The 12,975-nt window shown below is 63.8% G+C and carries 10 protein-coding genes; 3 read left to right on the forward strand and 7 right to left on the reverse strand.

Annotated elements, in window-relative coordinates; translation table 11 throughout:
• Positions 1-5: 5 nt before the first annotated feature.
• The 3 genes from FY550_RS00810 to FY550_RS00820 all read right to left on the reverse strand — a co-directional run bounded on the left by FY550_RS00810 (position 6) and on the right by FY550_RS00820 (position 4,731).
• Positions 6-932, reverse strand: a complete 927-nt coding sequence (locus FY550_RS00810; protein ID WP_070980667.1) for a histone deacetylase family protein — start codon at positions 930-932, stop codon at positions 6-8.
• On the reverse strand, positions 925-2,937 hold the full coding sequence (locus FY550_RS00815) for a RecQ family ATP-dependent DNA helicase (RefSeq protein WP_199287827.1): 2,013 nt from the start codon (positions 2,935-2,937) through the stop codon (positions 925-927). Before FY550_RS00815 ends, FY550_RS00810 begins: the two co-directional genes overlap by 8 nt.
• 63 nt (positions 2,938-3,000) lie before the next feature.
• On the reverse strand, positions 3,001-4,731 hold the full coding sequence (locus FY550_RS00820) for an MFS transporter (protein WP_149054288.1): 1,731 nt from the start codon (positions 4,729-4,731) through the stop codon (positions 3,001-3,003).
• Between the two features lie 204 nt (positions 4,732-4,935).
• Here FY550_RS00820 and FY550_RS00825 point away from each other — a divergent pair, with 204 nt between their 5' ends.
• A complete protein-coding gene (locus FY550_RS00825) occupies positions 4,936-5,934 on the forward strand; it encodes a 2-hydroxyacid dehydrogenase (RefSeq protein ID WP_070980674.1) in 999 nt (332 codons plus the stop codon).
• Between the two features lie 11 nt (positions 5,935-5,945).
• Here FY550_RS00825 and FY550_RS00830 read toward each other — a convergent pair whose 3' ends face one another.
• The 4 genes from FY550_RS00830 to FY550_RS00845 all read right to left on the reverse strand — a co-directional run bounded on the left by FY550_RS00830 (position 5,946) and on the right by FY550_RS00845 (position 11,121).
• Positions 5,946-7,130, reverse strand: coding sequence for an MFS transporter (locus FY550_RS00830; protein WP_070980676.1), 1,185 nt, complete (start codon positions 7,128-7,130; stop codon positions 5,946-5,948).
• A 185-nt stretch (positions 7,131-7,315) separates the two neighbouring features.
• The gene (locus FY550_RS00835; protein ID WP_070980679.1) at positions 7,316-8,704 is read right to left on the reverse strand and encodes a sodium:solute symporter family protein; all 1,389 of its coding nucleotides are present in this window, start codon (positions 8,702-8,704) and stop codon (positions 7,316-7,318) included.
• Between the two features lie 74 nt (positions 8,705-8,778).
• The gene (locus FY550_RS00840) at positions 8,779-10,038 is read right to left on the reverse strand and encodes a metal-dependent hydrolase family protein (protein ID WP_070980681.1); all 1,260 of its coding nucleotides are present in this window, start codon (positions 10,036-10,038) and stop codon (positions 8,779-8,781) included.
• A gap of 159 nt (positions 10,039-10,197) precedes the next feature.
• The gene (locus tag FY550_RS00845; RefSeq protein ID WP_070980684.1) at positions 10,198-11,121 is read right to left on the reverse strand and encodes a LysR substrate-binding domain-containing protein; all 924 of its coding nucleotides are present in this window, start codon (positions 11,119-11,121) and stop codon (positions 10,198-10,200) included.
• A gap of 132 nt (positions 11,122-11,253) precedes the next feature.
• Here FY550_RS00845 and FY550_RS00850 point away from each other — a divergent pair, with 132 nt between their 5' ends.
• Together FY550_RS00850 and FY550_RS00855 are read left to right on the forward strand one after the other, a co-directional pair.
• Complete coding sequence (locus FY550_RS00850) at positions 11,254-11,955, forward strand: DUF2780 domain-containing protein (protein ID WP_070980686.1); 702 nt, start codon at positions 11,254-11,256, stop codon at positions 11,953-11,955.
• A gap of 73 nt (positions 11,956-12,028) precedes the next feature.
• Entirely contained in the window at positions 12,029-12,928 is a 900-nt protein-coding gene (locus FY550_RS00855) for an alpha/beta fold hydrolase (RefSeq protein WP_168201473.1), read from the forward strand.
• The last annotated feature ends 47 nt before the right edge of the window (positions 12,929-12,975 follow it).

Here is a 12,975-nt window from a genome sequence, read left to right on the forward strand (position 1 = left end):
CAGATTCAGCGCTGTCGCCACAGTTCGCGCGCCACGCAATGCAGCCGGGCGTGGCGGTCGGCCAGTGCCGCCAGATCGCGATCATAGCCGCCGCCGATGACCGCAGCCACGGGGATATCTGCCATCAGGCACTGCTTGAGCACGAACCTGTCGCGACGTGTCACGCCGGCATGGCTGAGCTCGAAGTGCCCCAGTCGGTCGCCGGCATGCACATCGGCGCCGGCGTCATACAGCACCAGTTCGGGCTGCAGTCGTTCGAGCAGGGCTGGCACGTGCCGTTCGAGCATGGTCAGATAATCCTCATCGCCGGTCCCTCGCGGCAGCGCCATATCCAGATCGCTCTCACGCTTGGTGAAGGGAAAGTTGTGTTCGCCATGGATGGAGAAGGTGAACACCCGCGGCTCATGGCGAAAGGCCCAGGCGGTGCCATCGCCCTGATGAACGTCGCAGTCGATGATCAATACCTGCCGAATGCCGTGCATTTCGATCGCCTCGCGGGCTGCAATCGCCAGATCGTTGAGCAGGCAGTAGCCGCTGGCGGCGTCGGGATAGGCGTGGTGGGTGCCGCCGGCCGTGTTGCAGGCCAGCCCGGTACGCAGCGCGGCCTCCAGCGTGGCGAGCGTGCCGCCGACCTCCAGCAGGGTGCGTCGTACCAGCGCGGGCGACCAGGGGAAGCCGCTGCGCTTGCGGGCGAGCGGATCGGCATCGCCGAGATGAAAGGTCTGCAGGTACGCCGGGGTATGCACCCGCAGCAGCTGACGATCATGGGCCGGTGGCGGGGTTATCCACTCGACGGCGGGATCGTCATCGAAGCCAAGCTCGCTCAGGCGCGCGCGAAGCGCATGGAACTTGGCCATCGGGAAAGGATGGCGCGCCGGCCAGTCGAAGCTGTAGCCGGGGTGATGAATCAGCGGCAGGCGTGGCTCAGTCATGGTGCATCGATTGCTGTTCGACCCAGCGATAAACATCGCTGTAGGGATACTGCTCGAGCCGGGCAAAGCCCGTCAGCTGACGGGCCTTCAGCGGCGTGAAGATCGGCATCGACAGCCCGCAGAGAAAGCGCGTGATTCGAATCGCCCCTGGCCCGGTCGCCAGCTGCTCGCGATGACGCTCGATAAACGGCTGCGCGAAACGGCTGAAATCCGCAGACGTCAGCGCCGGCAGGGACGCCGGTGCCGACAGGCGAGCGATACGACCGAAACAGACTGAACAGTGGCCACAGCGATCCGGCGTATCGGCGCGCGTGAAATGGTCATCGCCGAAGTATTCGGCCAGACGCCTCGTCAGGCAATACTCGCTCTCCAGCAGCGTGACCACAGTGTTCAGCCGTTCGATCTCGGCGCGCTCCTTCGCCTGAAAGTGATCACTCAGTGCCGCGGCCTGCGCCTCGATATCGAACTCGGGCGTGAGTACCTCGAAGACATCGGTCAGACGCTTGCCCTCCAGTACCAGCCAGCCCTGCTGCTGAAAGTATTCCAGCGCACTGATCACCCGCGAGCGCGAGGCGTCGATGCGCTCGCGCTGTCCGGCCTGGTAGAGGCGCTCGAAATCCACCGTGCCCCAGCGTCGCGCGACCGGGATCTCCTCCACCAGCAATGTCACGAATCGCGCTCGCTCGCCCTCGAAACGGGCGACCAGATCGCTTGAGTCGATCAGATACTGCAGCCGATACTCGGCCAGATAAGCCAGCTGTGGCCTGATCAACCCGCGCATCTCCAGCTGTACCAGCAGTGTCTTGAGCGGCAGCACACGAATATTGCTCTCCCGCGAGAGCGTGTTGAGTACCACCGGCCACTGACGCATTTCGCTGTGGCCCGCCTGCCGGATCGACTCGAGCACGTAGCGGATGCCACCGGGCTCCGGGGTATCGCCGTAGACGAAATTCTCCAGCACCCCGAGGGCGTCACGATTGGCCAGAACCAGACAGCGTGAGTGTTCACCATCACGTCCGGCACGGCCGATTTCCTGGCTGTAGTTCTCGATCGATTTGGGTAGATCGAAATGCACCACGTTACGGATATCGCGCTTGTCGATGCCCATGCCGAAGGCAATGGTGGCGACAATGCAGGGCACCTCGCCACTCATGAACTGCTGCTGGAGGGTGTCGCGCGTTTCGCCGTCAAGCCCGGCGTGATAGGCCCGCGCCCGCAGGCCCTGTTGCGACAGCTGGCGGGCGAGGTTCTCGGCGGTCTGCTGCAGGGTGACATAGACAATGGTGGGCTCTTCCGCACCCGGCTGCTGGCGGGGGGCGAGCCAGTGGTACAGGGCATTCGGCCTGTCATCGCTTGCGACCGGTTCGACCAGCAGCTCGAGATTGTGACGATAAAAGCCGGTGGTGATGACATCGTCAGGCGCGATGGCAAAACGTTCCTGCATGTCCCGAATGACCGCAGGCGTCGCAGTGGCGGTCAGCAGTAGCGCCTGAGGAATACCGAATTCGCGCTGATAGTCCGGCAGGCGCAGGTAGTCGGGGCGAAAGTTGTGTCCCCACTCGGAAATACAGTGCGCCTCGTCGATCACCAGCAGCGAAATGGCCACCTGTTCGAGAAAGCGGCGGAAGCGTTCGTTGCGCAGTCGCTCCACCGATACCATCAGGATCTTCAGCTCGCCCGATCGGGCGCGACGCATGACCTCGCGCACGTCATCGCGTTCCATGGAAGAGTCTATGGTGGCGGCCGCCACGCCGTGACGCTTGAGGAACGCCAGCTGATCCTGCATCAGTGCCAGCAGCGGTGAGACCACCAGCGTCAGATGCGGCAGGTGCAGGGCTGGCAGTTGATAGCAGAGCGACTTGCCGGCGCCGGTGGCGAAGATGGCGGCCGTCGACCGACCCTCGATAACACGTTCCACCACCGCCTGCTGGCCGCCACGGAAGTCATCAAACCCGAAAACGCGTTTGAGCGTGTGGTGTATGGCGGTGCTGGCAGAGGCTGACATGACAAGTTTCCGACGAAGGTGGCAGTGGTGACACGCCAGCCTAATCCTTCGGCTGGTATCCTGTCAGGCACCGGCCTCGCCGGGATCGGCTTGTCGTGCCTCCTGCAGGCCGGGATTACCCGGTGCGAGTATCGGTGTCTCGCTGGCATGGCGCGAGGAGCGATAGCTCACCCCATGACGCACCCGGGGGGCCTCTGCATCGTTGTGCAGGGCCATGACACGTTCGATGACGGCCCGGTCGGCGACGGTCATGCGGTCGAGCATGCGCAGGTGCTGTAGCCAGTTGGGCACCAGGAAGACTTCCTGCCAAAGCTCACGGTCCTCGATGTCACGATAGAGCGACCAGCGTCTGGCCCCATTGCGTAGCCGCAGGCGCCGCAGCGGACGCACTGCCCGGGCGAATTCACGGGTACGCTCACCGGCAATCCGATACTCGATGGTGACCATCACCGAACCACGGCGCGGGTCAAACGCAAACCCGGGCTGTTCGGTAAAGGGCGCCGGTGCGCCGGTCAGCTCATCAGCGCTGAGTTCCGGCAATCGCGAGGGGAGAAACAGCAGTGCTGACAGCACCAGCGCTATCCCTGCAATCAGTATTGTGCCCTGTACGGCAAGGCCTTCCGCCAGCTGACCCCACAGCATGGAGCCCAGCGTCAGACCGGCGTAGAGCGCGGTCTGATAGAGCGCCAGTGCTCGTGCCTTGACCCAGTCCGGCACCAGTACCTGCACCGACGAGTTATAGGAGGCCACCGCCGCAATCCAGCAGCTGCCACCGATGATCAGCACCGGCAGCAGAACCCAGAGCGTATCGATACTGCCGAGCGTGACCATGACGCCGCCAAGGACCAGTGCGGCGACACTGATCAGTCGGCTGCTGCCGAGTTTTCGGCGGGCGCGAGTGACCAGAGTGCTGCCGGCAATCGCCCCCAGACCCAGTGCCCCGAGCAGATACCCATAGAGCAGGGCGCTGCCATTCGGATGCTGATGGGCCAGCAGTGGCAGTAGTGCCCAGATGGCGCTGGCCGAGAGCCCGAAGATGAACGAGCGCAGCATGATCAGGCGGGTCACGCTGGAATACTGGGTGAAATGCAGCGCAGCCTTGATGCCTTCCAGAATGCGCTCGGGTGGCAGGGTCTTCTCGGGTACGGCTCGATGCCAGCGCCATAGTGTCCACAGCAGACCGATGCCGCACAGGCAGTTGAGCAGGAAGATCCAGGCCGGCTGCACCAGCGCCAGCAGTGCCCCACCCAGTGCCGGGCCGACAGCGCGGGCCGCATTGAAGTTGACGCTGTTGAGCAGTACGGCGTTGCTGACCAGATTACGCGGCACCTGCTCGCTGACCGCTGCCTGCCACGCCGGTGCGGTGATGGCCGCACCAATCGAGACACAGAGAATGGCCACCAGCAGCAGGTTCGGGTTCAGCCAATCGAGAAAGGCCAGTGTGGTCAGCCCCAACCCACCGAGAATCTCGATCGACATGCCGAACAGCATGATGCGCCGACGATCATGGTTGTCCGCGACCACGCCGCTGATGATCGCCAGCAGCACCAGCGGCAGGGCTGTGGCGACCTGGATCATCGCCACCTGCAGTGCACTGCCATGAGCAGCGGTCACCACCCAGGCGGCCGCGACCGATTGCGCCCAGACCCCCAGATTGGCGAACAGATTGGCAATCCAGATGGCACGAAAGGCGGGGATGGTCAGGGGTGTGAAAGTGCCGACATCGGCCGGGCGGGGTGGGGGTATATCCGATTTGACGGTCAGATCGCTCTGACGGGAAACGGGCTGCAGCATGAGATCATCCGAAGGCCAGAAGAATCGGCGGGTTCCACTACCACTACAGGGCCTGCCCCATGAAAGCAAGATGCCGGTGACAGCAGGGTCCTGTCTTATGCATGAAGTATCGCGCTCGCCGTCCGGCGTGGCGACAATCCGTCCCTTCTGACGCTGCGCGTTCCATGGCAGGCTAGGCCCAGCCACCACTTCGGGAGTCAGTACATGCAGGTTACGGTCTTCAGCGCCCAGCCCTTTGATCGTCGCTTTCTTGATAATGCCATGGCAGGGACGGGGTTCGAGCCGGTGTACCAGCCGGTGGCGCTGTCACTGCAGACCGTCGCGCTGGCCGAATGCGCCCGGGCGGTCTGCGTATTCGTCAACGATGTGCTGGATGCCCCGGTGCTGACAGAGCTCCATGGCCTGGGGGTGCGGATCGTGGTCCTGCGTTGCGCCGGCTACAACAATGTCGACCTCGAGGCTGCACAGCGTCTTGGCATTGCCGTGGCGCGGGTGCCGGCCTATTCCCCACAGGCGGTGGCCGAGCATACCCTGGCGCTGATCATGACGCTCAATCGCCATACCCACCGCGCCTTCAATCGGGTACGCGAGGGCAACTTCAATCTCGATGGCCTGCTCGGCGTCACGCTGCACGGTCGCACTGTCGGAGTGGTCGGGACCGGTCGCATCGGGCTGGCCACAGCGCGCATTCTGCACGGCCTGGGCTGCCGGGTGCTCGGCTTCGATCCGAACCCGGCGCCGGAGTTCGCGATGATCGGCGAGGCAGTCGACTTCGATACCCTGTTGGCCCGCGCCGATATTGTGTCGCTGCACTGTCCGCTCGCGGAGGCGACGCATCATCTGATCAACGCTGACGCACTGTCACGCATGAAGCCTGGCGCGATGCTGGTGAATACGTCACGCGGGGGGCTGATCGATACCCGCGCGGTGATCGAGGCACTGCGCACACGCCAGCTGGGGGCGCTGGCGATCGATGTCTACGAGCAGGAGAGCGAGCTGTTCTTTCGCGACCACTCTCAGGAGATCATTAACGATGACATGTTCGCCCGGCTGGCCATGTTCCCCAACGTGCTGATTACCGGCCATCAGGGCTTTTTCACCGAGGAGGCGCTGGACGAAATCGCCCACACGACGCGCGATAATCTGCTGGCGCTGGCAGCGGGGCACACCTGTCACAATGCCCTCATCCAGCCCGAAGTCTGAAGACGCCGGCGTCAGGCTTCATCACGGCGCTGGCGCCGAATCAGCAGCCCTCTTGCGGTCAGCGCGAGCGCTGAAACGATGAGGGCGAAGGCGATGCCTGCGGCGGTCAGTCCGGTCAGCGCCGACGTCACCCCCAGCCCGACTACCGGTAACGAGATGGCGATATAGATGACCACGAAATAGGTCGAGGTGACCTCGCTCTTGCGTTGCTGCGGTGAGTGGGCCACCACTTCTCCCAGGCCGGCACGCAGCGTGATCCCCTGCCCCAGCCCGGAGACGATGGCCCCCAGCAGCATCAGCCAGAGTGATGCCAGCCCGATACTGCCCCCCACCAGCAGCACGCCCAGTGCCAGCACCAGACAACCACCGGTCAGTCGCGCAGATTCCGGAATTCGGCTCAGCAGCGCCTGGCCGATGGCCGAGGCGATGAAGAGCGTGATTACCACCACGCCAATCATGGCGAGATTGTCGATGTTCAGGATCTGCTGCACGAAAGAGGGCGCGGCTGCGGTGAACAACCCCAGCACAGCGGTACCGGCAAAGCCGGCAATACCGGCAGGGATAAACACGCCGCGTACCTCTTCGGGTACCGACAATCGCTGGCGGTGCAGACGCACCTGTTCGGGCGGCGTAATGGTCTCCGGCGCCCGGGCGACCCCCAGCATGGCGAGCAGTGACAGCAGCAGATGCAGCAGATAAGGCAGTGCCAGCGGCCAGCCGACGTATTGAGCAAGCACGCCCCCCACCAGCGGTCCCAGCCCCAGTCCCATGACATTGGTCGCCGTCGCCACCAGCGTGGCATTACGCTGCCACTGGGGTGGCGCCTGCTCGATGATGGCGACCGTGGCGGTGCCGGTGAAGATGCCGGCCGAGAGCCCCGAGAACAGCCGAGCGATCAGCAGTGGCGTCAGGCTCGTGCTGAACAGGAAGATGACATCACTGATCAGGGCCAGTACCAGCCCGCCCAGCAACAACCGTTTGCGTCCCAGCTGATCCGACCAGCTGCCAAAGCCGATCAGTGCAGCGATCACCCCCACGGCATAGGCGGCAAAGATCACCGTGATCATGATCTGCGAAAACCCCATCCGGGTCTGGTAGATCGGGTAGAGCGGGGTGGGCAGACTGGTCCCCATCATGATCACCAGAAACGAGAAGGTGACCAGACAGAAGGAGAGGCGGCCGGGCCGGTCGGACATGGAAACCTCGGAGAGCGATGAACAGTGCGCCCAGCCTGGTAGATTGTGAGCGGCTTCACCTGTCGAAATCGGTTTCGTTCCGGAAAGAAGCGCGAAACCCTGACCAAAGTATCAGGGTTCCGGTAAAGGGAGGGTGGATCAGGTGGCCTGACCATGCCGGCCACCGATCGAGTGCTCAGGTGAGATCAGGCCTGTTCGGTAATACTGGCGGGTTTTGGTCGACTCAGCAGACTGACTGACGCCATGACCACCACGGCGACCGGCATCGCCACCAGCACACTGTTCCAGCCCATCGGCTTGCCCAGTGCGATCTCCCAGATCAGGGTCATGGCGCCGCCCGCGATCAGCCCACCCAGCGCCCCGGATGGCGTGGCCCGTGGCCACAGCAGCGCTGCCAGGAAAACGGGCGTGATCGCTGCGCCATACATGCTGTAGGCGTACATCTGCATGGCCAGCACACTGGGAAAGAAGGCGCCCAGCGCGTAAGCCAGTACGCCCAGAGCGACCACGGCCAGCCGATTGAGCAGCAGCCCGCGCTGATCGTGCACTTCGACCTTCATCAATCCGCCGAGAATGTCCTGGGTGAGGTTGGCAGCCGAAGAGAGCAGGTAGGAGTTACCGGTGGTCAGCAGCAGCGCCACCATCGAGGCCAGTAACAGGGCCCCGACCACATCCGGCAGGCCGCGCTGAGCGAGCACCATGAGCGCAGTCGAAGGCGTGATATCGGGGAACAGCACGTGGGTGGCGCAGACCAGCAGCGTGATCAGCGTGGTACAGACGACTGAGGCGATGACCAGCCCCATGGCCGCACGCCGGGCGGTTGCCGGATCACGTGCCGCAGCAAACCGCTGAAAGAGGTTCTGATCGCCGAGAATCAGCAGAAACAGCGGCAGGAAGTAGCTCAGGATCTGAAACCCGGAGAGACCACCGAACCAGCTGTGCTGCTCGGCGGGCAGGGCGGCAAACATCTCCCCGAGCCCGCCGGTCTGGAACAGCACCAGTGGCAGTGCAATCAGCATGCTGACGAAGATGATCGCGCTGAGATAATCGGTGTAAGCCACTGACACCAGACCGCCCATGGTCGCCAGCCCGATCATGATCAGGGCGGCGACGATCACACCCACCCAGACCGGCAGCCCGAAGGCCAGATTGAGCGCGTGACCGGCGCCGGTGAACTGATACGACACGATACCGACATAGGCCAGCAGGATGATCAGCGAGGCGATGGTGCGGGCCGCCCGGCCGAATCGCAGCTCAATCAGTCCGGGGATGGTGGTCGCCCGTGAGCGACGCATCCGGGCTGCCAGCAGAAAGTAGACGATCAGGGCGGCCACCGGGGTGCCGGCGAAGAAGAAGACCGCCGCGCCCGGGCCGTGTTGAAAGATGAAACTGGCGCCGCCCACGATGGATCCCGAGCCGACGAAGGTCGCCAGCAGGGTCGCGGTGAGCACCAGCGTCGACAGCGAACGACCGGCGACGATGAAATCACTGTCGTCGTGTACCCGGCGCCGCGAGAAATACACCCCGACGCCGATCATCAGCAGGATATAGAGAATCAGGAACAGAGCGTGCATGGTAGCCGTTCTCCCTGTTGTGGTTGTTGTGATGATTCCTGTTGTTATAAGGATCTGTTACCGCGACCCGCGCGCTACTGCGCCTGCAGGGTGTCCTGTACCACATGGCCGCCCTGCAGGATCAGGGAGAAGTGGCGACCCTGGCCGGTCAGCAGACTGATATCCTCCAGCGGATTGCCGTCGACCACGATCAGATCAGCGTGTGCCCCGGGCGCAATACAGCCGATCTCGCCCTCCATGCGCAGCAACCGGGCAGCATCCAGAGTGGCGCTGCGGATGACCTCATGGACCGGTAACACGCGTGAGCGGATGACGAATTCCTCGGACTGATGACGGTGCATGGCACCGAGCAGATCAGTGCCATAGGCCATGGTGAGTCCGGCCTCACGCATGATCTTCAGGCTGTCGAGACCGGCCAGTCGGACATCATCGATCTTGGCAATCGAGGCTGGTTTGAGGCCGTAGTCGGCGCCCTCACGCTTGAGCATCTCGTAGGTCACCAGCGTGGGACAGGCGAAAGCGCCACGCTCAGCCGCCAGGCGGGCGGTCTCGAGTGTGATCAGGTTGCAGTGTTCGAGTGAGTGCACGCCGGCTTCCACCGCGCGGTGAATTGCCTGATCGGTATAGAGGTGTGCCGAGACGTAGGTCTGGGCGTTGCTCGCCTCCTCCACGATCGCTTCGAGTTCGGCCTGCGAGAAACTCAGGAAATCGATCGGATCGCTGGGTGAGGAGACACCGCCGTTGGCCATCACCTTGATGAACTGGGCGCCGCCCTTGATCTCCTGACGGGCAGCCTTGCGTACGGCGTCCACGCCGTCACAGAGCCGGCCCATCGAACCCAGTCGTCGCGTCTGATACTGATCGTCGCGCTCGTCATAGAAGCCACGATAATCATTGTGTCCGCCGGTCTGGGAGAGCGCCTTGCCACAGATCACCAGTCGTGGGCCGGCGAAGTGGCCCTCCTCCAGCGCGGTTTTCAGACCATGGTCGGCGCCGCCCACATCGCGCACGGTCGTAAAACCGCGTTTCAGCATGTCACGCATGATCGGGGTGGCACGGGCCGTGACCAGCGAGTCGGGCAGCAGAGCATTGGCGCCGAGATCGGCGGTAGTGGCAATGACGTGGACATGGCAGTCGATCAGCCCGGGCATCAGGGTACGGCCTTCGAGATCGATCGACCGGGCCCCGGGGGCCGTGATGGGCTCGGATGAGACCTGGCGGATACGCCCATCCTCGATCAGCACGTGCATCGGTGCGCTAGCGGTGGGGCTGCTGCCATCGACCAGCCGGGCATTGTTCAGCAGCAGGGAGTCCGTAGTGGCAGAATCGTTCATGGCACCCTCTTTGTCTCTTGTGGATCACCGGGCCGGCGCCGGCCGTTCGATGTCGGATTGTTGATCGTGAGGCGAATCCCGATCGTGACCAGGGCGGGGGCACGTGCAAAGCGCAAAAAACGCATATGTCCATGCGTGTGACGCATCCTGCTCATGCGTCTATTGCATCTGTTCCGCCCCCTGATCGGCGGTCGGCGTTTGCGCCAGCAGCCAGCGGCGAAAGACCCGCATGGCGCGATTCTCACGACGATCGACCGGGGTGAGCAGATGAAAACCTCCGCCGTGGCTGGCGGTATGATCGCTGGCCGGTACCAGGGCACCGCTTTCCAGTCGGCTATCGATGATGTGGCGCCAGCCCAGCACCACGCCCTGACCGAGCACGGCCATTTCTACCAGCGGTGGATAAAGGTTGAAGGCGAGCGTGCGTGTCCGTGAGAGATCGCTGATGTCGTGCTGACGAAACCAGTCTGCCCACGACATCCACGGGCTTTGGGCATCCTCCAGCACCAGCAGGGTCTGTTCGGTCAATTCCAGAGGCGTCAGCCGGCGCCCGTTCAGTAGTGCCGGGGCGCAGACCGGCAGTACCTCTTCGGGCAGCAGCTGCCGGGCGTGGAAGCCCGGCGGGGGGTACCGGCGCAAATAGTAGAGTCCGAAGTCGAACTCGAAGCCTGAGAGAGTATTGACGCCGTCGCGTACGATCAGGTTGAGATGAATCTCCGGATGCTCGGCATGAAAACGGCTCAGTCGCGGGGTCAGCCAGAACTGGGCGATGCCCGAGGAGCAGGCGAGTGTGAGTTCATTCTCGCCGGCATGTTTCATCACCTCACCGGTTGCGCGGGCGCACGTCTGCAGCAGATCGCGCACTTGCGGTGCATAGCGTTCGCCGGCCCGGGTCAGCTTCAGGTGGCGCGGTTCGCGTACGAACAGGGTACGGCCGAGATAGGCCTCGAGCGCCAGAATCTGGCGGCTGAGCGCACTCTGGGAGAGATTGAGCTCTCGCGCGGCGCGAGTGAAGCTGCCGTGGCGCACTGCCGCCTCGAAGGCGACCAGCGTGTGCATCGGCGGCAGGGGATGAATGCGCATGTTCCGCTCCGTCGGATGGCCGCGTCAGAGTCGAAGGTACCTGGAAACCGTTGGTAACTGCAGGAACCCTGCCTGCGTGGCATTGTCCGATTCATCATTCACACCGCGGCACTATGCGCAACCGGAGGTTCGATGAAAAAACGGATTGGGGCAGTTGCAACCGCACTTGCCACGCTGGGGACCACGCCAGCGATGGCTTTCACGCTCAACGATGTCGGCAGTGCCATGCAGGCGCTCAACCAGTCGTCGAACCAGCAGCAGACGGCGCCCGCCTCCACGGCCGGCGCGAACGGTAGCGGCCTGTCGCAGCAGGTGCTCAATGCCTTCGGCAGCCGTCAGGCCGATCAGTCACTTTCGAGCGGGCAGCAGGCCACGATCGCCGGGACGACCTCGGGCAATCTGCAGCAGGCATCCGATCTGATTTCGACCCTGACCGGCCAACTGGGGGTGACCCGCCAGCAGGCGATCGGTGGCTCGGCGGCACTACTGGCGTCGGCGAAGAATCAGCTCAGCAGCGATCAGTTCAATCAGCTGAGCAATCAGGCGCCGGGCATTGATGGCCTGCTCTCCAGCGCCCGCGCCGCGTCTTCGGCTTCCGGCGGTTCGGGATCGGTGCTCTCGACGCTCTCCGGGCTGACTGGTGGCTCGAACGCTGCCAGCGGCAACGGTTCACTGACCAGTGCCGCCTTCAACGCGCTGGGGATCAGCTCCTCGGTAGCGAGTCAGTTTGCTCCGACCCTGCTGCAGTATTTCAGTGGCCAGGGCGTCGGCAGTGGACTGCTGAGCCAGCTGGCCGGCATCTGGAACACCACTCTGCCGACCAGCGGTCAATAACGCTGTCAGCGTCGACCGGCAGAGGTGTGCCAGGGTAGTCTGAGGGCTTCTCCGAGTCTTCCGGATGGCTTTCATGACTGCGACTGCGACCTCTGCCGTGCCCGCTACTGGCGCGACTACCGACACCCTGCTCTGGCAGTGGCAGGGGCGGAATATCGAGCTCGGTCTCACCCGCCAGGGCAGCGGCCCGGCCCTCCTGATGCTGCCGGCGCTCTCCACCATCTCGACTCGCCAGGAGTTTGCGGCGCTGCAGGAGATGCTGGCCGATCGCTTCACCACACTGGCTGTGGACTGGCCGGGCTTTGGTGATCGGCCCCGCCCCTTCATCGATTGGAGCGCCGAGACGTTGCTGGCGTTCGTGGATCATTTGCTCACGGCCACCGATATACGCCCGGCCGGGGTGGTCGCGGCAGGCCATGCCGGGGGGCTGATGATGCGCTATCTGGGTGATCACCCCGGGTCGGTCGAGCGTCTGATCCTGGTCGCGCCGACCTGGCGCGGGCCGCTGCCGACGATGACCCGGGGCGATTACAAGCCATGGTTTGCGCGGGTGCGGCGCTGGTTCGATCAACCCTTTGGGCGCACCCTCTATTGGCTCAATACCCGCGAGTGGTGCATCCACAGGATGGCCGATGAGCACGTCTACGCAACGCCGCGCTACCTGAATGCCGAGCGCATGGCCATCAAGCGACGGGTTCCGGCCTCGCCAGGGGCCCGCCACGCCTCGATTCGCTTCGTCACCGGGGCGCTGGATGCCTTTCGTACGCGCGATACCGCACTGGCGGCGATGCGTCGTGTTTCAGCACGCACCCTGATGCTCACCACGCCTCACATGCCGCGCCGTTCGAGCGAAAACATGGAGGCCCTGGCGACGCTGGAAAACGTCGAGACCCGCCGCCTGCCACACGGCAAGCTCCTGGTGCACGAGGAGTATCCCGCTGATGTCGCTGAGGTGATCCGCAGCTGGTGGTAACCGGACAGGCATGTCATGACACCGGAAAGAGCATCGAGCGCGTACAG

The organism is Kushneria phosphatilytica, from assembly GCF_008247605.1.
Taxonomy (GTDB): Bacteria; Pseudomonadota; Gammaproteobacteria; order Pseudomonadales; family Halomonadaceae; genus Kushneria; species Kushneria phosphatilytica.

Bases quoted from the DNA above. Each gene is read 5' to 3' on its own strand.
- FY550_RS00825 (WP_070980674.1), top strand. From the start codon at position 4,936: ATGCAGGTTACGGTCTTCAGCGCCCAGCCCTTTGATCGTCGCTTTCTT.
- FY550_RS00850 (WP_070980686.1), top strand. From the start codon at position 11,254: ATGAAAAAACGGATTGGGGCAGTTGCAACCGCACTTGCCACGCTGGGG.
- FY550_RS00815 (WP_199287827.1), bottom strand. From the start codon at position 2,937: ATGTCAGCCTCTGCCAGCACCGCCATACACCACACGCTCAAACGCGTT.
- FY550_RS00830 (WP_070980676.1), bottom strand. From the start codon at position 7,130: ATGTCCGACCGGCCCGGCCGCCTCTCCTTCTGTCTGGTCACCTTCTCG.
- FY550_RS00835 (WP_070980679.1), bottom strand. From the start codon at position 8,704: ATGCACGCTCTGTTCCTGATTCTCTATATCCTGCTGATGATCGGCGTC.
- FY550_RS00845 (WP_070980684.1), bottom strand. From the start codon at position 11,121: ATGCGCATTCATCCCCTGCCGCCGATGCACACGCTGGTCGCCTTCGAG.
- FY550_RS00855 (WP_168201473.1), top strand. From the start codon at position 12,029: ATGACTGCGACTGCGACCTCTGCCGTGCCCGCTACTGGCGCGACTACC.
- FY550_RS00840 (WP_070980681.1), bottom strand. From the start codon at position 10,038: ATGAACGATTCTGCCACTACGGACTCCCTGCTGCTGAACAATGCCCGG.
- FY550_RS00810 (WP_070980667.1), bottom strand. From the start codon at position 932: ATGACTGAGCCACGCCTGCCGCTGATTCATCACCCCGGCTACAGCTTC.
- FY550_RS00820 (WP_149054288.1), bottom strand. From the start codon at position 4,731: ATGCTGCAGCCCGTTTCCCGTCAGAGCGATCTGACCGTCAAATCGGAT.